Raw genomic sequence first — 24116 nt, forward strand, 5'->3', positions numbered from 1 at the left:
CACACGCCGCCATTGATGGCATGTGCGCCGGGCACCGCCCCCGACCATATCAGTCAATAATGAGGAGAACACCATGAATAAGCTACTCAAAGGAGTGCTCAGCGCTTCGGTTGCCGCCACCATGTTCGGCGCCACTGCGGTCCACGCCCAGACCAGCACCACCGGCGCCTCGACGACCGGCCAGGTCGGCGCCACCCAGTCCGACCCCATGCGTGACCGGACCGGCACCATGAGCGACCAGACCAGCGGCAGCTCGACGACCGGCGCGACCGGCAGCATGCAGAGCACCGATCCGCAACACCAGCGTGACCGCGACCGCCGCAGCAAAACCGGCACCAGCAGCGGCACCTCGGGCACCACCGGCGCCACCGGTACCTCGGGCATGACGGGTACGACCGGCACTACGGGTACGACCGGCACCACGGGTACGACCGGCACCACCGGCACGACCAGTGGTTCGAGCGGCTCGATGGGCACCGGCACCGGCAGCTCCACCGGCACCATGGATGACACCGGCCGTAGCGGCACCTCGACCGGCACCACGGGTACGACCGGCGCCACGGGTACGACCGGCACCACCGGTACGACTGGCACCACCGGCACCACCGGCCGCGGCTACTGATCCGGCCGCCAGCGCTTCAGCAGTAACGGCGGCGTCCCAGGCCGCCTGATGCAAACACCGGCCCGCGCCGGTGTTTGCATTTTTGCTTTTCGTTTCTCGCCGCTCAGCGCACGCCGCGCCGCGCGCCGCCGTGCCCGTCTTGCGGCGGCGGGGCGTCCCCGGGCGCCAGCGCGATCTTCGCCAGCGGCGCCGCCGCCGGGCCGTGCAGCACATTGCCTTCAAGATCGAAACGCGAGGCATGGCAAGGGCAGTCCCATGACTGCTCGGCGCCGTTCCAGTGCACCGCGCAACCGAGGTGGGTGCACCTGGCCGACAGCGCATGCAGGCCTCCTCCGGGATCGCGGTAGACCGCCACCCGGCGCAAGCCCTCGCGCAGCACCGCGCCTTCACCGGGCGGGATCGCCCGCACCGAGTCGACTTCTCCGCCGCGCAGCCAGTCGCCGTAGCGGGCCGCCACATTGGCCTGGGCGCTGGCGAATTCCGCGAGTCCGTGCACGGGCTTGCGCGCCGGGTCGTACAGCGCGCTCCAGGGATTCGGCCGCTCCATGATCAGGTCGGTCACCAGCATGGCGCCGATGGTGCAGTGGGTCATGCCGTTGCCAGAGTCGCCCGTGATCAGGTAGACACTGTCGTCGTCCATCGGATTGCGGCCCAGGAAGGCCAGGCCGTCGCTCGGCTCCATCACCTCGCCCGACCAGCGCCAGGCCAGTTCGCGCGCCATCGGGAAGCGCTCTCTAGCCCAGCGTTCCAGCGCGTCGTAGCGGTGGGCGGGGTGCGCGTCCTGGCCCGTCCTGTGGTCGGCCCCGCCCACCACCAGCACCTCGTCGCCGTCGCCGGCGAAGGCCAGCCGCACATAGTGATAAGGGTGGCCCAGATCCCATAGCAGCAGGTGCGGCAGCGTGCCGCGCGGCACCCGCAAGCCGATTGCATAGGTGCGGTGGCCGGCTTGCTTGGTGTGCATCACGACGCGGTCGTTGAACGGCGTGTGCGTGGCCACCACCACGTCCCGCGCCCGGATCTCGCCATGGTCGAGGGACACGATCTGGCGCCGGTGGTCGCCGCGGATGCGGCGGACATGGCTGGCGCCATGGATGCGGCCGCCGCGCCGGACGAAGGCGCGCGCCAGGCCGTCGAGGTATTTGAGCGGATGAAACTGGGCCTGGCCCGGATAGCGCACGGCGGGGCCGGTGTCGAACCCCAGGCCCGGCACGCCGGCGACCAGTTCGGCCCGCACCCCGGCGCGCACCGCGGCGTCGCATTCGCGCTCGAGCGCAGGCCCGTCGCGCGCGTCTCTTGCGATCAGGTAGCCATCCACGTGTTCGAGCTCGCAGGCGATGTCTTCGGTTCGCACGATGGCGTCGACCATCTGCAGCGCGTGGGCATAGCTGCCCGCCACCAACCGCGCCTGGGCGCGGCCGAAGCGGTGCTCGATGCCGTGGTACCACTCGTCGGGCGGGAAGAAATGGGCGGCGCTGCGCCCGGTCTCGCCGGCGCCGATGCCGAGCGCGTCGACGACGATCACGTCCTGGTCTTCGCGCGCCAGCAGGTAGGCGGCGGTGAGCCCGGCGATGCCGGCGCCGATCACGCACACCTGGGTTTCCCGCGCCCCCACCAGGGCAGGGAAGACGGGCACCGTGGCGGTGTCCATCCAGAGCGAAGTCGAGTTGCCGTTGGTCGCGCCGCGCATGACCGGTCTCCTGATGCATCCGCCGATTCCGGCAATCCGGAAAACCCAGTCTAGCGCGCCGGCGCGAAGCGGGTAGCACGATGTGGCGTCGTTGCCGCATGCAATGGGATTTCTGGAACACGGTGCGCGCATGGCACTTTTATGGCTTAGTATCCATTCTTATTGCTTTTTGGAATGAAAATGAAGCCGCTCGCCGTGCCGTCGGAAACCCTGCTGCCAAGCGCCATGAAATTCTCCGAACTGATCGGGGCGTTGAGCTATGCGCTCGACATCACCGAGGGCCAGCCGCCGGGACATTGCGTACGCTGTTGCTGGATCGGCATGCACATCGGCCGCGCCGCGGGCCTGTCCGAGCAGCAGCTGTGGGAGCTGTATTACGCGCTGCTGCTGAAAGACCTCGGCTGCAGCAGCAATGCGGCGCGCATCTGCGAGCTCTATCTCACCGACGACCTGGCATTCAAGCGCGGTTTCAAGACCGTGGGCGACAGCCTGCCGCAGGTGCTGGGCTTCGTGCTCAAGCACACCGGGCTGAAGGCCGGGCTCGCGGAACGCTTTCGCAGCGTGATGACGATCCTGCGCGACGGCCCCGAGATCGCACAGGGCCTGATCGCCACGCGCTGCCAGCGCGGCGCGGACATCGCGCGCCTGCTGCGTTTTCCCGAAGGCGTGGCGCAAGGCATTTATTCGCTCGACGAACATTTCAACGGCAAGGGCAAGCCGGCCCAGCTGGTTGGCGAATCGATCCCGGTCATTGCGCGCATCGCCTTGCTGGCCCAGGTGGTCGACGTGTTCCATACCGCCGGCGGGCGCGCGGCGGCGCTGCGCGAGGCCGGCGCGCGGGCCGGCGCCTGGTTCGATCCGCGCCTGGTGGCGGCATTCGAATCCTGTGCCAGGGACGAAGCGTTCTGGCATACCCTGGCCAGCCCTGACATCGACCGCGCCATCCTGGCGCTGGAGCCTGCCGGCCACGAGGTGGCGCTCGATGAGGATTACCTGGACGATATCGCCGCCGCCTTCGGCCAGGTGGTCGATGCCAAGAGTCCCTATACCAGCGGCCACAGCAGCAGGGTGGCGCTGTACACCGACATGATCGGGGAGGCGCTCGGCCTGTCGCCGCAGCGCCGCCGCTGGCTCAAGCGCGGCGCGCTGCTGCATGACGTCGGCAAGCTCGGCGTCAGCAACAGCGTACTGGACAAGGCGGGCTCGCTCGACCGCACCGAGTGGGACGCGGTGCGCCAGCATGCCGAATACACCGAAACCATCCTGGGCCGCATCGCGGCGTTCTCCGAGCTCGCCGCGATCGCCGGCGCCCATCACGAGCGGCTCGATGGCGGCGGTTATCCGCGCGGCCTGGCGGCCGACGAGATTCGCCTGGAAACCCGCATCATCACCACTGCGGATATCTTCGACGCCATCACCGCCGAGCGTCCATACCGCGGCGCTATCCCGGTTCCCGAAGCGCTGGCGATGATGGAAAAGACGGTCGGGACCGCGCTCGACCCGGCCTGCTTCGACGCGCTCAAGCGCGCCATGGCCAAGACGCCGCTCCCGGCCGCCTGATTCTCATCCACGCCTGATTACCTTCCCGCTTGCCCGCCTGCCTGCCCGGGCAGGGGGAGGTGCGCGCCGCCAGCCTGCATGCAGATGTCATCCGGACAAAACCTTGGGGATTGGATGGCGAACTATGTGTGGCAGGAGCAACAGCCACTTCGCGCCGCACCGTTGATGAGTCAAACATACCTGTCGCGCACGTAAAACGCCTGTTGCGATGCAACATTGTAATAAGTCACTTACAATGATGAATATCAATTACTTAACTTATGACGCCGAAGCGCGTTACTGTCTACGGAGAAACTATGCAGACAGCACTCTCGGCGGGTTTCATCCTTGCCATCGTTTTGTGGGGCGTGATCGCCCCTGACAACATGGGGGCGGTGTTCGACACCGTCCTCGCATCCGTGACCCGCAACTTCGGCTGGTTCTATCTGTGGGTGGTGCTGGGCCTGGTGGCCTTCGCCCTGTTCATGGCCTTCAGCCGCTACGGCAACCTCAAGCTGGGCGACGAGGACGACGAGCCCGAGTTCTCGATCGGCAGCTGGTTCTCGATGCTGTTCGCCGCCGGCATGGGCATCGGCCTGGTGTTCTTCGGCGTGGCCGAGCCGATCTCGCACTACATCGATGCGCCGCCCGGCACCGTGTCCGGCACCCCGGAAGCGGCGGGGGTGGCGATGCGCTATACCTTCTTCCACTGGGGGATCCATCCCTGGGCCGTCTACAGCGCGGTGGCGCTGGCGATCGCCTTCTTCCAGTATCGGCGCGGCGGCGACGCCCTGGTCAGTACCGCGACCGGGGCCTTGCCCTGGCCGATCGTCAAGCGCTTGGGCGGCCTGTTCAATGGGCTGGCGGTGGTGGCCACCGCCTTCGGCGTGGCCGCGTCGCTCGGCCTGGGCGCCATGCAGATCAACAGCGGCATGAACACGGTGTTCGGCCTCGCGATCAGCGAGGCTTCGCAGATCGGCATCATCCTGGTCGCCACCGCGCTGTTCCTGGGGTCGGCGATCAGCGGCGTGACGCGCGGCGTCAAGATTTTGTCGAACATCAACATGACCATGGCCGCCGTACTGGCGCTGGTGGTGTTCCTGGTCGGCCCGACGGTGGCGATCATCGACACCTTCACCAGCACCCTGGGCAACTACGTGACCGAATTCGTGCGCATGAGCCTGCGCGCCACCCCGTTCCGCGACAGCAACTGGGTCGGCAGCTGGACCATCTTCTACTGGGCCTGGTGGATTTCGTGGTCGCCGTTCGTCGGCCTGTTCATCGCGCGCGTCTCGCGCGGTCGCACGATCCGCGAATTCATCGTCGGCACCATGCTGGCGCCGACCCTGGCCGCCTTCCTGTGGTTCTCGATCTTCGGCGGCACCGCGCTGCACATGGAGATCTGGCAGCAGATCCCGATCTCGGACGCGGTGCGCGCCGACACCTCCACCGCGCTGTTCGCGCTGTTCGACGCGCTGCCGCTGGGCCTGATCATGTCGGCCGTGGCCACGGTGCTGGTGCTGGTGTTCTTCGTCACCTCGGGCGACTCGGCGGTGCTGGTGCTGGGCATGATGAGCAGCGGCGGCAACCCGAACCCGTCGACCAGGTCCAAGCTGATGTGGGGCGGCCTGATCGCCGGCATGGCGATCAGCCTGCTGCTGGCGGGCGGCCTGAAGGCGCTGCAGACGGCCACCATCGTGTTCGCGGTGCCGTTCTCGCTGGTAATCATCCTGATGATGGTCTCGCTCTACCGCGCCGTGGGCGAGGACTGGGCGGCGCACGAAAAGCGCGAGCGCGAGCTGCGCCGGCGCATGCGCCAGATGGTCGAGAAATAAGGGAAGTAAAGCGCGGAAGGAAAGCGCGCCCCTGGACGGGGCGCGCGGCGGGTCAGGTGGCCAGCATGCGCAGCAGCAGGCCGGTGATGTAGGCGCAGTAGGTGCCGAGCGCATAGCCGATCACCGCCAGCAGCACCCCGACCGGGGCCAGTGCCGGGTGGAAGGCGCTGGCGATCACCGGCGCCGAGGCGGCGCCGCCGATATTGGCCTGCGAGCCGACCGCCATGAAGAACAGCGGCGCCCGGATCAGCTTGGCCACCAGCAGCATCAGGCCGCCGTGCACCGCGATCCAGATCAGGCCCAGCAGGAACAGCCAGGGGCGGTCGAGCAGGGCGTTCAGGTCCATGTGCATGCCGATGGTCGCGACCAGGATGTACAGCATGGCCGAGCCGATCGTCGAGGCGCCGGCGCCTTCCAGCTTGCGCGCCCGCGTAAAGCTCAGCAGCAGGCCGAAGGTGGTCGCGTACACCACGATCCAGAAGAAGCTCGAGGTCAGGCTGTAGTCCTGCAGGCGCCATTCGGCCGGCAGGCTGGCGATCCAGGCGACGGTGGGGCCGGTCAGCGCATGCGACAGGCCGGTCGCGCCCAGGCCCACGGCCAGCACCACCATCACGTCGGTCAGCGTCGGAATGCGCGCGTGCTCGGCCTGGTAATGCTCGATCTTTTCCTTGAGCGCGTTGATGGCGGAGACGTCGGCGCCGGTCCAGCGGTCGAAGGCCTGCGCGCGCCCGGCCAGGAACAGCAGCACCGCCATCCACAGGCTGGCGACCAGCACGTCGACCGCCACGAACTGGCCGAACAGGGTGGCCTCGACTTCGAACACTTCCTTCATCGCGGCCTGGTTGGCGCCGCCGCCGATCCAGGCGCCGGTGATGGTGGTCATGCCGCGCCAGGTGTCGCCGGCCACCGTCTCGGGGTGGATGAAGCCCATCGCGACGAAGGACACGATGGCGCCCAGCATCACGCCGACGGTCCCGGTGAGGAACATGATGATGGCCTTGGGGCCGAGCCGCAGCACCGCGCCGAAGTCGATCGCCACGCACAGCAGCACCAGCGCGGTGGGCAGCAGGTAGTCGCGCGCCATCGGGTACAGGCCGGAGGCATTGCCGTCGACGATCCCCGCCGTGTTGAGCAGCGCCGGGATCAGGTAGCACAGGAGCAGGGCCGGCACATAGGTATAGAACTTGTGCCAGAAACCGGATTTGCGGGAAGCGCTCCAGAAGACGGCGCCGAGGATGACGGCCAGCATGCCGAGGACGACGGCATCATTGGTGACCAGCGGGGAAGCATTCTGCATCGTGGGTCCAGGTAAAGGGAAGGATGGCCGTCCCGTCTCGACGGGGGCCGGACGGCGCATTCTACATTTTCTGTCTTGAAAGTCATGTCTTTACGGAATCAAAATAGGTGTGCGCTGCGGCAGGCCTGTCGCCGCTTTGTCCCGCCGGCGTCGCTCGAGAAGGCTTGATCGGCTGCGCTTAAGATTGGCTTCACGTTGGCGCGGCATGCTCGGCGGCGAACCCGGACTTTTTTCCGAACTGCGCCATACTGGCGTTTTTCTTCTTGCCGAACACTCCGCATGCGCATCCTGCTGGTCGAAGACGATACCTCCCTTGGCGAAACCATCCAGGCCTGGCTGCGCCTGGACCAGCACGCGGTGGACTGGGTCCAGCGCGGCGACTCGGCCGACACCGCCCTCCAGACCCACCATTACGACTGCGTGCTGCTCGACCGCGGCCTGCCCGGACTATCCGGCGACGACCTGCTGGCGCGGCTGCGCGCGGCCGGCAACGGCGTGCCGGTGATCCTGATCACCGCCTTCAATGCGCTGGCCGACCGGGTCGAGGGGCTGGACCTGGGCGCCGACGACTACCTGGTCAAGCCGTTCGAGCTCGAAGAGATGTCGGCCCGCATCCGGGCCGCCGTGCGGCGCGGCGCCAACCAGGCCGGCAACGAGCTGCGCCACGCAGGCATCGCCCTGAACCTCGACACCAAGCAGGCCACCCTGGGCGGCCAGCCGGTCGCGCTGACCGCGCGTGAATACAATGTGCTGTACGCGCTGCTATTGAGGAAGAACGCCATCGTCACCCGCGCCCAGATCGAGGAAACCCTGTACGGCTGGGGCGACGAGGTGGAAAGCAATGCGATCGAGGTGTATATCCACAACCTGCGCAAGAAGCTCGGCGGCGACAGCATCGTGACCGTGCGCGGCCTGGGCTACCGGCTGAAGAACGATGGCGAGTAAAACAGGGGACAGCGCAGCCGACAAGGACGCGCCGTGGTCGCTGCGGCGGCGCCTGCTGGCCGTCATCGTCGCCGCCAGCACCGTGCTGTGGCTGGCGAGCCTGGGCATCGTCACCGTGATTGCCTGGCAGGAAACCAACGAGGTATTCGACGACGCGCTGGAAGAGTCGGGCTACATGATCATGGCCGCCACCACCGACTGGAACGAACGCGGCCTGCTGCCGCAGGCGGGAGCGGGCGGCGGACATGGCCGCAAGGTCGACATGCAGTACCAGATCGTGGTCGACGGACGCGTGATCCAGCGCACCGGCGACGCGCCGCCGCGGCCCTTCGTGGTCGACTTCGACGGCGACCACGGCTTCGGCGAGGCGCTGGCGAACGGCGAGCGCTGGCGCGTGTTCGTGGTGCGCGACGGGGCCCGCCAGTTCGAGGTGCAGGTCGGCCAGCAGGTGGACAAGCGCTACGACATCCTGGAAGAACTGGCCGATTCGCTGTGGCTGCCGGTGCTGGGCTTTCTGCTGCTGCTGGCGCTGGTGTGCTGGGTCCTGACCGGGCGCGTGCTCAAGCCCTTGCGCCGCACCGCTGCCAGCATCGCGGCCAAGACGCCCGACGACCTGGCCCAGGTGCCGACCGCCGGCCAGGCGCGCGAGGTGCTGCCGATCGTGCAGGCGCTCAACGGCGTGCTGGGCCGACTGGACGCGGCGCTGCAGGCCGAGCGCCGCTTTACCGCCGACGCCGCCCACGAGCTGCGCACGCCACTGGCCGGCCTGCACATGCACGTGCAGCTGCTGCAGCGCCAGCATCCGGCGCTGGCGGCGCCATTCCAGAAGCTGCGCCAGGACATCGCGCGCGTGACGGCGCTGGTCGACAGTCTGCTCACCCTGGCGCGCCTGGATCCGCTGGCGCGCGAACAGCTGGTGCGCCAGCCGGTGGCGCTGGCGCCGCTGATCGAGCGCGCGGCCGCCATGCATGCGCAGGAAGCGGCCGCGCACGGCATCGTGCTGTCGCCGCGCTGCGAGGTGCAGGAGCTGCAGGCCGATCCGCAGATGCTCGAGATCGTGCTGCGCAACCTGATCGACAATGCGCTGCGCTATTGCCCGGACGGCAGCCGGATCGAGATCGCCGCCATGGAGCACGCCGGCCACGCGCGCATCGTGGTGCGCGACGACGGCCCCGGCGTCGATGCACAGAGCCGTCAACGCCTGACCGAGCGATTCTTCCGCGTGCTGGGACAGGGACAGCAGGGCAGCGGGCTCGGTCTGTCGATCGTCCAGCGCATCGCCGACCTGCACGGCATCGCGCTGGCGTTCGGGCCCGGGATCGATGGCCGTGGCCTGGGCGTGACGCTGGACCTGCCGTCCTGAAGATTTCTTAAGATCGGTTTAATGTCCGGCCGTTGTAATGCGCCTGTGCCTGCCAAGGACGTGCAGGCGAATCCGACAGACCAGACAAAGGACCGACCATGAAACGCTTCTTCCAATTCTCTTGCATCGCCGCACTGCTCGCCGGCTCGGCCGTCGCCGTCGCCCAGAATGGCGCCGCACCTGCCACCGCAACGGCCGCCGTCCCTGCAGTAGCCGCCGCACCTGCCGCCGTCCCTGCAGCAGTTGCCGCACCGGCCGCCAAGCCGGCGCCATCGGGCTATGCCGGCCCGTCGGGCGCTCCCTTGATGACGGCGAAAGACTTGCTGGCCAAGGGCAAGGACGACCAGTACGTGCGCCTGAAAGGCAAGCTGACCAGCCACAAGGGCGACGAGGACTACGAGTTCACCGACGCCAGCGGCAAGATCATCGTCGAGATCGACGCCGACCGCTTCCCGCAGGGCGTGACGGTCGACCACAACACCCTCGTCGAGCTGACCGGCGAGTTCGACAAGGAGATGTTCGGCGAATCGACGCTGGACGTCGAGCAGGTCAAGGTCGTGAGCAACTAGGCAGCGGAACGGGCGGCGTGGGCGATAATGGCGGTTTGACCGTGACGCCGTATCGCCCATGCACTTCGACCACGCCGACCTGACGTCCAACTTCGACCTCGGCGCCTTGCAGCGCGGGCAGGACTATGCGCGCAAAGGCAAGGTGCAGGCGACGTACTGGGAGGACGGCAAGCTCATTGGCGAGGTCGAGGGAAGCGGCGGCGAACGCTACCGCCAGACCATCCGCTTCATGTCCGATCGGGGCGAGCTGGGTATCCGGGGCAGTTGCAGCTGCCCCGTGAGCTACAACTGCAAGCACGTGGTGGCGGTGTTGCTGACGGCCCTGGCCGCGACGCCGGCGCCCAGCTCGCCGCAAGCCATTGCCGCGCAGTCCGAGCGCTGGCTGCAGCAATTGTCGTCGTTCGCTGCCGCTGTGGACGCATCGTCCGCCGACGCCGCCGGGCCGGAGCTGGCATGGGTGTTGACGCCCGATCCCGCCACCGGTGCGCCGCGCCTGCATGTGCGCCATGCGCGGCGGCGCAAGAACGGCGACCTGTCCGGAAGACTCCCGGTCAACGACATCCATGGCTTGATCGGCGCTTCATCGGCGGTGACGCCGAGTGACGAAGAATGGCTGCGGCTGTTCATCGCGCTGAGGGCGAACCCGCTGGTCGTCATGGGCGCCGTGCCGGCCGGTCGCATCGGCGCACGGCTGCTGCATGGCGTGTGCGCCGCAGGAAGGCTGTACATCGCCTGGACCGATGACGACATGCGCCGCGGCAGGGTGTACACCGTCAGGCCCGGGCCGCGGCGCCCGGCCAGCCTGTGCTGGCGCTCCGAACAAGAGTTGGGCGATGCCGTCGCGCTGGGTTGGCGGTTTGACGATGCCGGTGCGCCCGATGCGGTGCTGCCGACCGATCCGCCATGCTATCTCGAGGACGGCGTGCTGGGCGAGCTGGTATTGCCGCCATTGCTGGAGAAGTTCCCTCTGGCGCCGCTGATGAACGTGTTGGCCGGGGCGCCGGCGCTGCATCCCGAACAGCGCGCTGGCATGGCGCTGCGTCTGGCCGAGCTTGGACTGGACAGCGTCGTGCCGCTGCCGCAGGCAGTCGACACCCGGCGCCGCAGCGATATTGCGCCAATCCCCTGTCTGCTGCTCGACAGCATCGAAACGGGCTGGGGCCGCGACGAGGTATGGCACGATCATGCGCTGCTCTTCTTCGAGTACGACGGCTACAGCACCGAGGATCTGGATGAACCGGTGCTGCGCACGATGCAGGACGGCGCCGTCGTGCTCATCGAGCGCGATGCCGCCGCCGAAGCCGCGGCCGCCAACCTCATGGCCGAACTCGGTTTCCTTCCCCGGTCGGCCGACTTCCCGCTGCAAGAGGTGTCCGAAGCGCTGCGACTGCCTGATCAAGCCGCCTGGGTCGCGTTCGCGCGCCGCGACATCCCGCGCCTGCGCGCCGCCGGCTGGCAGATCGAGATGGGCGACGACTACCGCTACGACCTGGCGGAAGTCGACGACTGGTATGCCGAGCTCGACGAGGAAGGCGAGGGCGGCAACGCCTGGTTCTCGCTGGAGCTCGGCATCGTCGTCGGCGGCGAGCGCCATGCGCTATTGCCCCTGCTGGTGCAGATGGTGCGCGCCGCGCCGGGCGATTTCGCCGCGCCGGCGCTGGCCGCGCGGGCTGAAGAGGACGAACTGGTCGTCGAGCTGGCGTCCTTCGAGCGCGTCGCCCTGCCCTGGGGCCGGGTCAAGCCGATCCTGGCCACGCTGGGCGAGCTGTACTTCGGCGAGCGCCTGGGTAATGGGGTGCGCCTGCCGGCCATGGACGCGGCGCGCCTGGCCGAACTGGAGCGCGCGGCGCGGCTGCGCTGGATCGGCGGCGAGCGCCTGCGCGAACTGGGCCGCAAGCTCGACAGTTTCGGCGGCATCCAGGCCGTCGCGCCGCCGGCGGGCCTGCAGGCCGCCTTGCGTCCCTACCAGCTGGGCGGCCTGGCCTGGCTGCAGTTCCTGCGCGAATACGGTTTCGGCGGCATCCTGGCCGACGACATGGGGCTGGGTAAAACCGTCCAGACCCTGGCCCACATCCTGCTCGAGAAAGAAGCCGGCCGCCTCGATGCGCCGGCCCTGGTCGTGGCGCCGACCAGCCTGATGCCGAACTGGCAGGCCGAGGCGGCGCGCTTCGCGCCCGGCCTGCGGGTGCTGCTCCTGCACGGCAAGGAGCGCGCCGCGCAGTTCGACGCCATCGGCGCGCACGACCTGGTGCTGACCACCTATGCCTTGCTGGGCCGCGACGAAACCGCGCTGCGCCGGCACCGCTACCACCTCTTGATCCTCGACGAGGCGCAATACGTCAAGAACAGCCGCACCAAGGCGGCGCAGACCGCGCGCCTGCTCGACGCCCGCCATCGCCTGTGCCTGACCGGCACGCCGGTGCAGAACCACCTGGGCGAGCTGTGGGCGCAGTTCAACTTCCTGATGCCGAGCCTGCTGGGCGACGAACGATCGTTCAAGGCCGATTACCGCAAGCCGATCGAGCAGGGCGGCGACCTGCAGCGCAAGGATTTCCTGGCGCGCCGCATCAAACCCTTCATGCTGCGCCGGACCAAGGACAAGGTGGCCACCGAGCTGCCGCCCAAGACCGAGATCGTGCTGCCGGTCGAATTGGGCAGCGCGCAGCGCGACCTGTACGAGACGGTGCGGGTGGCGATGGACCGCAAGGTGCGGGCCGAGATCGACCGCAAGGGCCTGGCGCGCAGCCATATCGTGATCCTCGAGGCGCTGCTCAAGCTGCGCCAGGTGTGCTGCGACCCGCGCCTGGTCGAACCAATGAGCGCGACCGGCTCGGCCAAGCTGGATACGCTGCTGGAGCTGCTCGACACCTTGCGCAGCGAAGGCCGCAAGGTGCTGGTGTTCTCGCAGTTCACCAGCATGCTGGACCTGATCGGCGCGGCCCTGCGCGAGCGCGGCGCCGATTACGTCGAGCTCACCGGCAGCACGCTCGACCGCGCCGCCCCGGTCGCCGCCTTCCAGCAGGGGCAAGTCGGGGTGTTCCTGATCAGCCTGAAGGCCGGTGGGGTAGGGCTCAACCTGACGGCGGCCGACACCGTCATCCATTACGACCCCTGGTGGAACCCGGCCAGCGAAAACCAGGCGACCGACCGCGCCTGGCGCATCGGCCAGCGGCAGCCGGTCTTCGTCTACAAGCTGATCGCGCGCGGCACGCTGGAAGAAAAAATCCAGGAGCTGCAGCGCCGCAAGGGCGCGCTGGCCGACGCGGTGCTGGTCAACGAAGAGGAGACCGAGCTGGCGCCGGGGCTGCAGGCGGACGACCTGCGCGCCATCTTTTCGCTGGCGGCGCCGGGCATGGACACGTGATCAGTCCTGCACCACACTGACGCGCGCGAAGCGCAGGTTCTCGAACACCTTGATGCGGCCCGTCACCGGCCACCATTCGTACAGGAAGATCTGTGCCGGCCGCCACATCGCCACCCAGCCGATGATGGTCAGGCTTTCGCGCGCGATCCTGGCGCCGTGGCCGCCGGTGAAGGTCTCGATCGCCTCGGCCAGCAGCAGGCAGGTGGCCACGAAGGCGATGCCGATCACGAGGCTGATCCGGCCCTGGCGCAGCAGCTGTTTCAGTTCGCCGCGCACCAGTTCCACCTTGTAGCCATAGTAGTTGTGGATCGCGTCGGCGACCATGTCGCCGGCCTGCCCCACCGGCGGCAACTGCTCGACGTGGATGTTCAGGTGCAGGCGGCTGGCCGGCGGCAGCGACAGCGCCCAGTTCTCGATATACGCCTCGCAGGCGTGGTCGAGGTCCTTGTTCAGGAAAGGCGCCGGGTCGAGCGAATTGAACAGCTGCTGCAGTTCGCGCACGCGCAGCTCGAGGGTGTGGGTGGGTGATTCACTGATGTGCATGCGGCAAGCGTACCGCAGGGCATGATGGCAGGCAACCAGGCCAGGCCCGTCGTCGGACAGGCCTGGCGATGAAGGAGGGCCCTTGGCTTACGCCGACTTGTCCTGGTGCGCGTCGAGCTGGGCGCGCAATTGCTGGCCGTTCGAATGCGTATAGTCCTTGTTGACTTCACGCTTGATCAGCGATTTGATCTGCGGGTCGATTTGCGTGCGCAGCACGCCCAGGAATTCCGGCGAGGCCGCCAGGACCAGCTGCTGGAAACGGCCTGCCTGGTGCGCCTGTTGCAGGTAGTTCGAAATATCCTTGGCAAATTTCTGGGTCTCGTGCTCGACCGGCGTGACGGCTGGCTGGTAATCGTTGCCCTGCGCGCCGGCAGGCGCGGCGTGCTGGAATCCGCCACCTTGTCCACCGCCGATATTATGGCCGCTATTCTGCGCGGAATGCGGACTCATCTTGTCAGTGACGATGTCCAGCACGCGCTGTTGCGCGGCAGGATTGACCAGGTCTTCGACCTCTTGCAAGGATGCCGCGTGACCGGCGCTGGAAAAGATGCGGGCACGGCCGGCATTGGCTGCGATCGTCCAGGTTGTTGGCATATTACCCCCTGTAAAAATGGTGTGATGACAATCGCCTGCAACATCGTCCGATAATGTTGAGCCAGGACTTCTGCATGGCGACAAGTGATGACTCAGTATAGCCCTGCGTGCAAATTCCCGGCGCACCGCCTTCTCGGGTGTGCGCCTTCCGGCGCTGTGAATCGTGCCGCGGCGCATTTTCTTGTGGGTGTGCAGCACCTAACGGACCACGCTGCTGGTGCCCGGCATCATGAACCCATCGACAACAAGCATGTGAGAGGAGTTCATCATGGGTAAGTATTTCATTGGCTGGCTGCTGGGTATTCCTGCTGTCGTTCTCGTCATCCTGTATTTCATCTTCGGCTGACGCATGTTGGTCGCAAACGAAAACGCCACTGTCCAGGCTAATACCGTTAAGTTAAGCTGCTGAGCTAGCCGTCAAATACGTCGTCCCCGCGCAGGCGGGGACCCAAGTTCTGCAAACGTCGTCGAAACGCTTGCAAGATTGGGTCCCCACCTTCGTGGGGACGACGTTTTTACGTTAACTCAAGAAGACTTTCGCCTTCACTTAACGTCATGAACCGTCCAGGTGGCGTTTTTGTTGGCGAATGGCGAGCGTCAGGGCAGGGCCGGTTCCAGGACTTTTTCGGCAGCCAACTGCTGCGCGGCGATGTCCTGCAGTGCGGCGGCGGTCCGCGCATCGATGCCGATCTCGCGTGCGACCGCGTCGCCGGCGCCGAGCGAGCGCGGATCGCGGCCGGTCACGCTGCCGAAGATGGTCAGTGCTTCCAGGTAGTAGCCATGGACGCTGCCATGATAGGCGTCCTCTCCCCATAGATTGACCTGGCCGGCCGGTATGCCGCGATAGGGATTGGCGGCCGCCACGCCGCTGGCGATCGCACGGTTCCATGCTTGGCCAACCGGAATCACGCCGCTGATGTGGCGGGAGGCGGCATGGGCCGCGTCATGGCCGCGACGCACGTCCAGCGCCATCTGGTGGATCGGCTTGCCGTACCAGGCGCCGCCGGCCAGCCAAGTCTGGTCGGCGCGCGACCAGGTCGCGCTCAAGCGTACGTCGACCCGTGGATTCTGCTGGTGGAAGGCCTGGGCCAGCAGGCCGCTGTAACGGATCAGCTTGGCGGGGTCGCCGGGCGCGTCCTGGTCCAGCGTGCTATACCCTTGCAGCAGCACGATATCCCACGGCTTCACGATGGTGTCGTGGCGGTGCTTGTAGTGAAAATCGAGGCCGGCGCCGCCTTTCGTCTCCAGGCTAACCGCGTAATGCAGGCCTGCCTGCTGCGTCATCGCCTTGAACAGCGCCGGGACGCCGCCGATCCTGGTGCCGTTCAGGTCCTTGACCGTGTGCGGGCGGAAGTCGTGCACCGGCGGTGCGCCGGCGCCATAGGTGAAGCTGTTGCCGACGAAAAGGATGGTGGTGGCGCTGGAGGACGGGGACAGGGTCATTGCGCAGACGGTGAGGAGGAGGGCGCTGGCGCAGCGCAGTCGATCGGAAAAGGGCATGGGCGGGCCTATCGTGAATGCGGAAATGCGGAAATGCAAGTGTGCAAAGAATATCAGCGCGAAAGCAAGCGCGATTTGCACGGATGCCGGCGTGCTACTCTTTCCACTCCTCTCATAACATCTGGAATCCCATGAAAGCCATTCTGCCGATCCTCGCCGTGACCACCCTGGTTGCCGGCTGCGCCGCCACGCCGTCGCCAGCCGACTCGCGCGATCAATTCATGGCCACGCTGCAGGGCATGTGCGGCCAGCGCTTCGAAGGTGCGCAATCGTATGCGGCCGACCCGAACAATGAATTCGCCGGCAAGAAGATCTCGACCCAGGTCCAATGCGGCGCGGCCGGGATCCGCATGCCGGTGCAGGTCGGCGAAGACCGTTCGCGCACCTGGATCTTCACCCGCCCGCAAGCGGGTCTGGAACTGCGCCACGATCACCGCCACGCGGACGGCACGCCCGACAAGGTCACCATGTATGGGGGCATGGCGAAGGAAGGCGGCACCGCCCGCTCCCAGGCTTTCTTGGCGGACAAGTACACCGCGGACTTGGTGCCCGGCGCGGAAACGAACGTCTGGACCGTTACCCTCAGCGAGGATGGCAAGACCCTGACCTATCGCCTGGAACGTCACGCCAGGCCGCGCGCCGAATTCGTGCTGCAGCGGGCGCCCGGATAACTCCCCGGCGCGCCCGTGGGCGCGCCCACCGGCCTGGCATGTTGCGGTGCGCAACGTTGCGACATGATAATTTGCAAATAGCTATACTCAAATGGTCGGCGACGTCCATGTTGAAGGAGCTTCATGCGGTTCAGATCGGTACAACTATCCATGCGGTTCATTGTCCCGCTGGCCCTCGTGCTGGCGCTGTTCGGTTACTTCGCGGTTCCGTGGATGGAAAATCTCACCGTACGCTGGTTCGTGCGGGACCTCGATACGCGTTCCCAACTGGTGTCGAGCACGCTGCAACAGCCGCTGCTCAACTACCTTGAGGACAATGATGCCCCGCGCATCAACGACGCGTTCAGCCGCGCGATCCAGGACGAGCGCCTGTATGCGCTCGCCTATTGCGATCCAGCCGGCAATTTGCAGTACAAGACCACGACGTATCCGGATTCGCTCGGTTGCCGCCAGGGCGGGGATGGTGAAGGCGCCAAGCCCGTGGTGCGCCTGCCCCAGGGGCCGGTCCACGTGTCCAGTCGTGTGCTGAGCCAGGACGGCATCGCCGCCGGCCGCCTGATCCTGGTGCAGGACATGAGCTTCATCGAGCGCCGCAGCGAAGACACCAAGAAGTACGTCCTGGGCCTGTTCGTCCTGCTGGCGGGCGCGATCTCGCTGATCACGGTCCTGATCGCGCACCTGAGCTGGCATGGCTGGCTCAACGGCGTGCGCGAGATGCTGCGCGGCGAGCTGTCGCCGCGCGCGCCGGGGCCGATGCCGCCGGAGATCGCGCCGCTGGCCAGTGAACTGCGCGCACTGCTCAACGAATACAATCGCGACCTGCAGGGCAGCGGCGTGGAGTCCCAGACCTGGGGCGCCGATACGCTCAAGACCTTGCTGAACCAGGACCTGGCGGGCGACGAAATCCTGGTGGTATCGAATCGCGAGCCCTACATCCACGTCAACACGTCCAGTGGCGTCAAGGTACAACGCCCGGCCAGCGGCCTGGTGACGGCGGTCGAAGCCGTGATGCGCGCCTGCTCCGGCACCTGGATCGCGCACGGGGCCGGCTCGGCCGACCGCGACACGGTCGACGCCAACGACCACGTGCGCGTGCCGCCTGAAAACCCGAGCTATACCTTGCGCCGCGTCTGGCTCTCGAAAGAAGAAGAGCAGGGCTATTACTACGGCTTCGCCAACGAGGGCCTGTGGCCGCTGTGCCATATCGCCCACGTGCGGCCGGTGTTCCGCTCGTCCGACTGGGCCGAATACGTCAGGGTCAACCAGCGCTTCGCCGACGCGGTGATCGCGGAGGCGCGTTCCGACAACCCGGTGGTGCTGGTGCAGGACTATCACTTCGCGCTGCTGCCGCGCATGGTGCGCGCGGTGCTGCCGAAGGCCACCATCATCACCTTCTGGCACATCCCGTGGCCGAATCCGGAATCGTTCGGCATCTGCCCGTGGCGCGAGGAAATTCTTGACGGCATGCTGGGCAGCACCATCCTCGGCTTCCACACGCCGTTCCACCGCAAGAACTTCCTCGACACCGTGGACCGCTACCTCGAAACCCGCATCGAGAACGAGGCCTCGACCGTCAGCTACGGCAACGAGCTGACCCAGGTGAAGCCGTACCCGATCTCGATCGCCTGGCCCGAGCCCATGCCGGGCGAGTGCGACGTGGCGGCCTGCCGCGCCGAGATCCGCCAGGCGCTGGCGCTGCCGCCTGACCAGCTGCTGGGCATCGGCGTCGACCGCCTCGACTACACCAAGGGCATCATCGAGCGCTTCCAGGCGGTCGAGCGCATGCTCGAACTCCATCCGGACATGGTCGGCAAGTTCACCTTCGTGCAAATTGCGGCGCCGACCCGGTCCTCGCTCGACGAATACCAGAACTTCGAAGCGCGGGTGCGCGCGCTGGCCCAGCGCATCAACCAGCGCTTTTCCAGCGGCAGCTACCTGCCCATCATCCTCAAGACCGAACACCATGAACAGGCCCAGTTGCGCACGTATTTCCGCGCTTCCGAGGTGTGCAGCGTGACCAGCCTGCACGATGGCATGAACCTGGTGGCCAAGGAATTCATCGCCGCCCGCGACGACGAACAGGGCGTGCTGATCCTGAGCCAGTTCACCGGCGCCGCACGCGAGCTGCACGAGGCGCTGATCGTCAACCCGTACCACATCGAAGAAGGCGCCGAAGCGCTGTACCGCGCACTGCGCATGCCGCAGGACGAGCAGCGCGAACGCATGCGCAGCATGCGCGTGCGGGTGCGCGATTTCAACGTCTATCGCTGGGCGGGCCGCATGCTGCAGGACGCGGCCCGGCTGCGCCAGCGCGAGCGCGTGCGCTCCAGGATCCATTCGCTCAGCCAGAACCGGGTACGCAAGGGGGACGCATGAGCTCGATCATTCCAACCAACGAACAGGCAGCGCTGGACCTGCTCGCCACGCCCGGTTGCGCGCTGTTCCTCGATTTCGACGGCACGCTGGTGGACATCGCGCCGCGCCCCGACCAGGTGGTGGTGACGCCCGAACTGTTGACATCGCTGGCGGCGCTGCAACAGCGGCTTAGCGGCCGGCTGGCCATCGTCTCGGGCCGTCCCGTCGCCGAACTCGACCGGTTGCTGGCGCCGCTGGCGCTGCCGGCCGCCGGCGTGCACGGCATGGAGCGGCGCGGCGCCGACGGCGTGCTGCGCCAGTTGCCGACGCCCGATTTCACGGTGGTGCGCACCCGCGCCCACGCCCTGGCGGCGCGTCATCCCGCCCTGTGGGTCGAGGAAAAGCATGGCGCGCTGGCGCTGCACTATCGCCAGGCGCCCGAACTGCAGGCGCTGTGCGTCGAGACCATGGCCGACGCGGTGCGCGGCAGCCTGGGCCTGCTGCTCATGGAAGGCAAGATGATCGTCGAGATCAAGGCCGCCGGCGTCAGCAAGGGCACGGCGGTCCGCGACTTCCTGGCCGAAGCGCCGTTCCTTGGCGCTGTGCCGCTGTTCATCGGTGACGACACCACCGACGAAGCCGGCTTCGACCACGTGCAGCGCATCGGCGGCATCGGCCTCAAGGTCGGGCCCGGGCCGACGGTGGCCAGCTGCCGCATCGCGTCGAGCCAGGCCGTGCGCGATGCGCTGGCGCTCGCCGCCGCGACGTCAACCATAGGAAAGGATTCAGCATGAACGATGTTAACCAGCAGTGCTCATCGACCGCAGTGCACGACGCGCCGGGCTCCCTCGATTGCGGCGTGGTCGGCAATTGCGCCTTCAGCGCCATGATCGACCGCATGGGCCGGGTGGTGTGGTGCTGCCTGCCGCGCTTCGACGGCGATCCGGTGTTCAACGCCTTGCTCGACCCGAGCGAGAACGGCAGCCTGTGGAGCATCGAGCTCGAGGATGTCGTGCGCAGCGAGCAGTCCTATGAGCCGAACACGGCGGTGCTGCATACGCGCCTGTATGACCAGGCCGGCAACGGCATCGAGATCACCGACTTCGCGCCGCGCTTCCTGAGCCGCGACCGCATGTTCCGGCCCCTGATGCTGGTCCGGCGCGTCAAGCCGCTCGGCGCCGGCGTGCGCGTGCGCGTGAAGCTGCGGCCGCGCTTCGAATATGGCGCGAAACGGCCCGAGATCACCCAGGGCAGCCACCATATCCGCTACGTTGGGCCGGACCAGACGCTGCGCCTGAACACCGACGCCTCGCTCAGCTACGTGCTGTCCGAATCGTTCTTCCTGGTCGACCGGCCGATGAATTTCATGCTGGGACCGGACGAGACCCTGGCCGACGGCATCCAGGACACCGCCCAGCGGTTCGAGAAGGAGACGGTCGGCTACTGGCGCACCTGGTCGCGCCGCCTCGCGCTGCCGCTCGAATGGCAGGACGTCGTGATCCGCGCCGCGATCACCTTGAAGCTGTCGCTGTTCGAAGACACCGGCGCCATCATCGCCGCCATGACCACCAGCATCCCGGAAGCCCCGGGCAGCGAACGCAACTGGGATTACCGCTTCTGCTGGCTGCGCGACGCCTTCTTCGTGATCCGGGCCCTGAACAGCCTGTCCGAGGTCGGCACCATGGAAGACTACCTGCGCTGGCTCGGTAATGTGGTCGCGCGCGCCAAGGGCGGGCACATCCAGCCCCTGTACGGCATCGGCCTCGAGGAGCAGCTGCCCGAATCGATCGTCGAGCACCTGCCCGGTTACCGTAACCACCGTCCGGTGCGCATCGGCAACCAGGCGCAAGAACACTTCCAGCACGATGTGTACGGCAATATCGTACTCGGCGCGGCCCAGGCCTTCTTCGACCACCGCCTGTTCCGGCGTGCCGGCCATCCCGAATTCCGCCTGCTGGAAGCGGTCGGCGAGCAAGCCTTCCGGGTGTGGGCCGAGCCCGACGCCGGCATGTGGGAACTGCGCACCCGCGCCCGTGTGCACACCTCGTCGGTGCTGATGAACTGGGCCGCCTGCGACCGGCTGGCCAAGATCGCGGACGTGCTGGAACTGCCGGACCGCGCCGCCTTCTGGGGCGAGCGCGCCGAACTGATCCGCAACCGGCTGCTGGAAGAAGCCTGGAGCGAAGAGCGCCAGGCCTTTGCCGAAAGCCTGGGCGGACGCGACCTGGACGCCAGCGTGCTGCTGATGGCCGAGATCAATTTCATCGACCCAAAAGATCCGCGCTTCGTCGCCACCGTCGATGCGCTGGAAAAATCGCTGTGCGACGGCCCCTATATGCGCCGCTACGAGGCGCCGGACGATTTTGGCGTGCCCGAGACCGCCTTCAACATCTGCACCTTCTGGCGCATCGACGCGCTGGCGCGGATCGGGCGGACGGAGGAAGCGCGCGAGGTGTTCGAGGCGATGCTGGCCGCGCGCAACCACCTGGGGCTGCTGTCCGAAGACACGCACCCGGTCACCGGCGAAATGTGGGGCAACTTCCCGCAGACGTATTCGATGGTCGGCCTGATCAACTGCGCCATGCGCTTGTCGAAATCGTGGAATAGCGTCGTGTAAGCAGGCGCGACAAGAGGCGGGCAGCCGGACGATCGCAGCGTCCATCGGTTTGTGGACGCTCAACGGAGCAGAGCAGCATCGGCGGGATAATTGGGCCATGAACTCGGCGGTAGCGCATTTGCAACCGCCGATGCTTTTTCCCGAATGCTCGCGCGATGCCATTGTCCACTTCGGCCGTTTGCGCACATGGTCGCAAACGACGAGATGCCTCTTAAAGTTGTCACCGTATTCGGAACGCGCCCGGAAGCAATCAAGATGGCTTCCGTCGTGCGAGCGCTGGCGGAACGTCCCGACGTCGAGACCAGGATCTGCGTGACTGCCCAGCATCGGCACATGCTGGATCAGGTACTGGACGTGTTCTCGCTCACGCCCGATTTCGACCTGAATCTCATGGCGCCGGGCCAAGATCTCTCCGACATCACGTCGAAGGTTCTTACGGGTATGCGCACGGTGCTGCGCGCGTGGCGTCCCGATTATGTGTTCGTGCATGGGGACACGACCACGACCTTTGCTGCCAGCCTTGCTGCCTATTACGAAAGAATTCCGGTCGGGCATGTGGAAGCGGGGCTACGGACCGGCAATATCTATTCGCCATGGCCGGAAGAGGTCAACCGCTGCCTGACCGGCGTCATCGCCAGCCTGCATTTCGCGCCGACCGAGCACGCCAGGCGGAATCTGTTGAACGAAGGCGTGGACGCCGCGAATATTTGTGTCACGGGCAATACCGTGATCGACGCCTTGCTGGATGTCGTCACGCGCCTGGACAGCGACGCGTGTTTGCGATCCGAGATGGAATCTCGATTCTGTTTTCTCGATCGCCAGAAAAGACTGATCCTGGTGACAGGCCACCGCCGCGAGAATTTCGGCGATGGTATCAAGAACATCTGTCTTGCCTTGCGTGAAATCAGCCGTTGGCCCGGCGTCGAAGTGCTGTTCCCTGTCCACCTGAACCCGAACGTGCAGGAGCCCGTGCGAAGCATGCTCGCGGACGCCCCCAATGTGCACCTGATCGATCCCGTGGGTTACCTGCCGTTCGTGTATTTGATGAATTGCGCCGCGGTCCTCCTGACCGACTCCGGCGGCATCCAGGAAGAAGCGCCGTCGCTCGGCAAGCCCGTTCTCGTCATGCGCGACTCCACCGAGCGCCCGGAGGCCGTGGCGGCAGGCACCGCGCGCCTGGTCGGTACCGGCGTCGAGTCCATCGTCGAAGGCGTGCGCACGCTCCTGAACGACCCGGCCGAATACCAGCGCATGAGTTCGGCCATCAATCCCTATGGCGACGGCAAAGCCGCAATGCGCATCCTTAATTTTCTGAGGGAAAAACATGGGCAGCAGCTTTGAAGTGGTCTCGATCATCGGTCTGGGTTACATCGGCCTCCCGACCGCCGCAATGTTTGCATCGCGCAAGAAGAACGTGATCGGCGTGGATGTCAATCAGGATGCGGTCGACACGATCAACACTGGCCGGACGCACATCGTCGAGCCGGACCTCGACATGATCGTCGCCGCGGCCGTCAACCAGGGCTACCTGAAGGCGTCCACGACCGTGCAACCGGCCGACGCCTTCCTGATTGCCGTGCCGACGCCGTTCCAGGGCAATCATGAGCCCGACGTCAGCCATGTGGAAGCAGCGGCGCGTTCGATCGCGCCGGTTCTCAAGAAAGGCGACCTCGTCATTCTCGAATCGACGTCGCCGGTCGGCACCACCCAGAACCTGGCGAAATGGCTGGCCGCAACGCGCCCCGACCTGAAAATTCCTCTCGGACCGGACGACGAGACCGACATCCATATCGCCTACTGCCCTGAACGTGTGCTGCCGGGCAGGGTGATCCATGAGCTGGTATCCAACGATCGCATCATCGGCGGCATCACCAAGGCCTGCTCGGCGCGCGCTATCGAGCTCTATGAGACCTTTGTGCAGGGAACGTGCTTCGAAACCGATTCGCGCACCGCGGAGATGTGCAAGCTGACAGAGAATTCCTATCGTGACGTGAACATCGCTTTCGCCAATGAATTGTCCCTGATCTGCGGCGAGCTCGGGATCGATGTGTGGGAACTGATCGCGCTGGCGAACCGCCATCCGCGCGTCAACGTCCTGCGCCCTGGCCCGGGCGTGGGCGGCCACTGTATCGCGATCGATCCCTGGTTCATCGTGCACAGCGCACCGGAGCAGGCAAGGCTGATCAGGGCGGCGCGTGAGGTCAATGACGGCAAGCCGCACTGGGTGCTGGACAAGGTAAAGGATGAAGTCGAAAATTTCATGGCAGCGAACCCCGAGCGCATGCCATCCGAGGTGACGATCGCCTGCTTCGGCCTGGCTTTCAAGCCCGACATCGACGACCTGCGGGAAAGTCCGGCACTCGATATCGTGGCTGGGATCGCGAAATTTCCCGCCTGCCGCGTGATCGTGGTCGAACCGAATATCTCGGCCCTGCCTGCCAGCCTGGACAAGGGTGAATTACGCATGCCGCAGGACGCGCTGGCGCGTGCGCAGATCGTCCTCATGTTAGTCAATCACAAGCCCTTCCTGTCGCTCAAGAAAGATTTGTTTGCCAACAAAGTGGTCATCGACACCTGTGGCTACCTGAGCGCTGCCGGTCACTGACGCCGGCCGC

At 66.4% G+C, this 24116-nt stretch carries 18 protein-coding genes; 13 read left to right on the forward strand and 5 right to left on the reverse strand.

Annotated features, from left to right (window positions below; translation table 11 throughout):
* The first annotated feature begins 73 nt into the window (after positions 1–73).
* Positions 74–622 (forward strand): hypothetical protein, encoded by a 549-nt coding sequence (locus ACZ9AQ_RS17480; protein ID WP_429205894.1) that lies wholly within the window; start codon positions 74–76, stop codon positions 620–622.
* A 103-nt stretch (positions 623–725) separates the two neighbouring features.
* On the opposite strand, the gene ACZ9AQ_RS17485 is transcribed toward ACZ9AQ_RS17480, so the two are convergent.
* Positions 726–2309, reverse strand: a complete 1584-nt coding sequence (locus ACZ9AQ_RS17485) for an FAD-dependent oxidoreductase (protein ID WP_429205892.1) — start codon at positions 2307–2309, stop codon at positions 726–728.
* 180 nt (positions 2310–2489) lie between these two features.
* Between ACZ9AQ_RS17485 and ACZ9AQ_RS17490 the strand changes: the two genes are divergently transcribed.
* Both ACZ9AQ_RS17490 and ACZ9AQ_RS17495 read left to right on the forward strand, forming a co-directional pair.
* Positions 2490–3869, forward strand: coding sequence for an HD-GYP domain-containing protein (locus tag ACZ9AQ_RS17490; RefSeq protein ID WP_429205890.1), 1380 nt, complete (start codon positions 2490–2492; stop codon positions 3867–3869).
* A 296-nt stretch (positions 3870–4165) separates the two neighbouring features.
* Positions 4166–5683, forward strand: coding sequence for a BCCT family transporter (locus ACZ9AQ_RS17495; RefSeq protein WP_429205889.1), 1518 nt, complete (start codon positions 4166–4168; stop codon positions 5681–5683).
* A gap of 52 nt (positions 5684–5735) precedes the next feature.
* Here the strand turns inward: ACZ9AQ_RS17495 and ACZ9AQ_RS17500 are convergent, their stop codons facing one another.
* The gene (locus tag ACZ9AQ_RS17500; RefSeq protein ID WP_429205887.1) at positions 5736–6980 is read right to left on the reverse strand and encodes a DUF819 family protein; all 1245 of its coding nucleotides are present in this window, start codon (positions 6978–6980) and stop codon (positions 5736–5738) included.
* A 279-nt stretch (positions 6981–7259) separates the two neighbouring features.
* Between ACZ9AQ_RS17500 and ACZ9AQ_RS17505 the strand changes: the two genes are divergently transcribed.
* The 4 genes from ACZ9AQ_RS17505 to ACZ9AQ_RS17520 all read left to right on the forward strand — a co-directional run bounded on the left by ACZ9AQ_RS17505 (position 7260) and on the right by ACZ9AQ_RS17520 (position 13221).
* Positions 7260–7925, forward strand: a complete 666-nt coding sequence (locus ACZ9AQ_RS17505) for a response regulator (protein WP_429205886.1) — start codon at positions 7260–7262, stop codon at positions 7923–7925.
* Positions 7915–9288 (forward strand): ATP-binding protein, encoded by a 1374-nt coding sequence (locus ACZ9AQ_RS17510; protein ID WP_429205885.1) that lies wholly within the window; start codon positions 7915–7917, stop codon positions 9286–9288. The genes ACZ9AQ_RS17505 and ACZ9AQ_RS17510 overlap by 11 nt, the downstream gene beginning before the upstream one ends.
* Before the next feature lie 98 nt (positions 9289–9386).
* On the forward strand, positions 9387–9857 hold the full coding sequence (locus ACZ9AQ_RS17515) for a YgiW/YdeI family stress tolerance OB fold protein (protein ID WP_429205884.1): 471 nt from the start codon (positions 9387–9389) through the stop codon (positions 9855–9857).
* Between the two features lie 58 nt (positions 9858–9915).
* The gene (locus ACZ9AQ_RS17520; protein ID WP_429205882.1) at positions 9916–13221 is read left to right on the forward strand and encodes a DEAD/DEAH box helicase; all 3306 of its coding nucleotides are present in this window, start codon (positions 9916–9918) and stop codon (positions 13219–13221) included.
* On the opposite strand, the gene ACZ9AQ_RS17525 is transcribed toward ACZ9AQ_RS17520, so the two are convergent.
* From ACZ9AQ_RS17525 to ACZ9AQ_RS17535, 3 genes are all read right to left on the reverse strand, one after another.
* On the reverse strand, positions 13222–13764 hold the full coding sequence (locus ACZ9AQ_RS17525) for a hypothetical protein (RefSeq protein ID WP_429205880.1): 543 nt from the start codon (positions 13762–13764) through the stop codon (positions 13222–13224).
* Positions 13765–13851: 87 nt separating this feature from the next.
* A complete protein-coding gene (locus ACZ9AQ_RS17530) occupies positions 13852–14358 on the reverse strand; it encodes a host attachment protein (protein WP_429205878.1) in 507 nt (168 codons plus the stop codon).
* Between the two features lie 597 nt (positions 14359–14955).
* On the reverse strand, positions 14956–15858 hold the full coding sequence (locus ACZ9AQ_RS17535; RefSeq protein WP_429205877.1) for a PEP-CTERM sorting domain-containing protein: 903 nt from the start codon (positions 15856–15858) through the stop codon (positions 14956–14958).
* Positions 15859–15989: 131 nt separating this feature from the next.
* On the opposite strand from ACZ9AQ_RS17535, the gene ACZ9AQ_RS17540 reads away from it, so the two are divergent.
* From ACZ9AQ_RS17540 to wecC, 6 genes are all read left to right on the forward strand, one after another.
* Positions 15990–16529, forward strand: coding sequence for a hypothetical protein (locus ACZ9AQ_RS17540; protein WP_429205876.1), 540 nt, complete (start codon positions 15990–15992; stop codon positions 16527–16529).
* A 123-nt stretch (positions 16530–16652) separates the two neighbouring features.
* Positions 16653–18905, forward strand: a complete 2253-nt coding sequence (locus ACZ9AQ_RS17545) for an alpha,alpha-trehalose-phosphate synthase (UDP-forming) (RefSeq protein ID WP_429205874.1) — start codon at positions 16653–16655, stop codon at positions 18903–18905.
* Positions 18902–19678: a trehalose-phosphatase gene (gene otsB / locus ACZ9AQ_RS17550; protein ID WP_429205873.1), complete on the forward strand. Its 777-nt coding sequence runs from the start codon at positions 18902–18904 to the stop codon at positions 19676–19678. The genes ACZ9AQ_RS17545 and otsB overlap by 4 nt, the downstream gene beginning before the upstream one ends.
* Entirely contained in the window at positions 19675–21501 is a 1827-nt protein-coding gene (locus ACZ9AQ_RS17555) for a glycoside hydrolase family 15 protein (protein WP_429205872.1), read from the forward strand. Before otsB ends, ACZ9AQ_RS17555 begins: the two co-directional genes overlap by 4 nt.
* Positions 21502–21705: 204 nt before the next feature.
* Positions 21706–22842 carry a non-hydrolyzing UDP-N-acetylglucosamine 2-epimerase gene (wecB, locus tag ACZ9AQ_RS17560; protein WP_429206000.1) on the forward strand — a complete coding sequence of 379 codons (1137 nt, stop codon included), beginning with the start codon at positions 21706–21708 and terminating at the stop codon, positions 22840–22842.
* The gene (gene wecC / locus ACZ9AQ_RS17565; RefSeq protein ID WP_429205870.1) at positions 22826–24106 is read left to right on the forward strand and encodes a UDP-N-acetyl-D-mannosamine dehydrogenase; all 1281 of its coding nucleotides are present in this window, start codon (positions 22826–22828) and stop codon (positions 24104–24106) included. Before wecB ends, wecC begins: the two co-directional genes overlap by 17 nt.
* The last annotated feature ends 10 nt before the right edge of the window (positions 24107–24116 follow it).

Source organism: Massilia sp. UYP34, assembly GCF_056279385.1.

What these genes read in the sequence shown, in the direction of transcription:
- ACZ9AQ_RS17480 (WP_429205894.1), top strand. Translation starts at nt 74, where the DNA reads ATGAATAAGCTACTCAAAGGAGTGCTCAGCGCTTCGGTTGCCGCCACC.
- ACZ9AQ_RS17485 (WP_429205892.1), bottom strand. Translation starts at nt 2,309, where the DNA reads ATGCGCGGCGCGACCAACGGCAACTCGACTTCGCTCTGGATGGACACC.
- ACZ9AQ_RS17490 (WP_429205890.1), top strand. Translation starts at nt 2,490, where the DNA reads ATGAAGCCGCTCGCCGTGCCGTCGGAAACCCTGCTGCCAAGCGCCATG.
- ACZ9AQ_RS17495 (WP_429205889.1), top strand. Translation starts at nt 4,166, where the DNA reads ATGCAGACAGCACTCTCGGCGGGTTTCATCCTTGCCATCGTTTTGTGG.
- ACZ9AQ_RS17500 (WP_429205887.1), bottom strand. Translation starts at nt 6,980, where the DNA reads ATGCAGAATGCTTCCCCGCTGGTCACCAATGATGCCGTCGTCCTCGGC.
- ACZ9AQ_RS17505 (WP_429205886.1), top strand. Translation starts at nt 7,260, where the DNA reads ATGCGCATCCTGCTGGTCGAAGACGATACCTCCCTTGGCGAAACCATC.
- ACZ9AQ_RS17510 (WP_429205885.1), top strand. Translation starts at nt 7,915, where the DNA reads ATGGCGAGTAAAACAGGGGACAGCGCAGCCGACAAGGACGCGCCGTGG.
- ACZ9AQ_RS17515 (WP_429205884.1), top strand. Translation starts at nt 9,387, where the DNA reads ATGAAACGCTTCTTCCAATTCTCTTGCATCGCCGCACTGCTCGCCGGC.
- ACZ9AQ_RS17520 (WP_429205882.1), top strand. Translation starts at nt 9,916, where the DNA reads ATGCACTTCGACCACGCCGACCTGACGTCCAACTTCGACCTCGGCGCC.
- ACZ9AQ_RS17525 (WP_429205880.1), bottom strand. Translation starts at nt 13,764, where the DNA reads ATGCACATCAGTGAATCACCCACCCACACCCTCGAGCTGCGCGTGCGC.
- ACZ9AQ_RS17530 (WP_429205878.1), bottom strand. Translation starts at nt 14,358, where the DNA reads ATGCCAACAACCTGGACGATCGCAGCCAATGCCGGCCGTGCCCGCATC.
- ACZ9AQ_RS17535 (WP_429205877.1), bottom strand. Translation starts at nt 15,858, where the DNA reads ATGCCCTTTTCCGATCGACTGCGCTGCGCCAGCGCCCTCCTCCTCACC.
- ACZ9AQ_RS17540 (WP_429205876.1), top strand. Translation starts at nt 15,990, where the DNA reads ATGAAAGCCATTCTGCCGATCCTCGCCGTGACCACCCTGGTTGCCGGC.
- ACZ9AQ_RS17545 (WP_429205874.1), top strand. Translation starts at nt 16,653, where the DNA reads ATGCGGTTCAGATCGGTACAACTATCCATGCGGTTCATTGTCCCGCTG.
- otsB (WP_429205873.1), top strand. Translation starts at nt 18,902, where the DNA reads ATGAGCTCGATCATTCCAACCAACGAACAGGCAGCGCTGGACCTGCTC.
- ACZ9AQ_RS17555 (WP_429205872.1), top strand. Translation starts at nt 19,675, where the DNA reads ATGAACGATGTTAACCAGCAGTGCTCATCGACCGCAGTGCACGACGCG.
- wecB (WP_429206000.1), top strand. Translation starts at nt 21,706, where the DNA reads ATGCCTCTTAAAGTTGTCACCGTATTCGGAACGCGCCCGGAAGCAATC.
- wecC (WP_429205870.1), top strand. Translation starts at nt 22,826, where the DNA reads ATGGGCAGCAGCTTTGAAGTGGTCTCGATCATCGGTCTGGGTTACATC.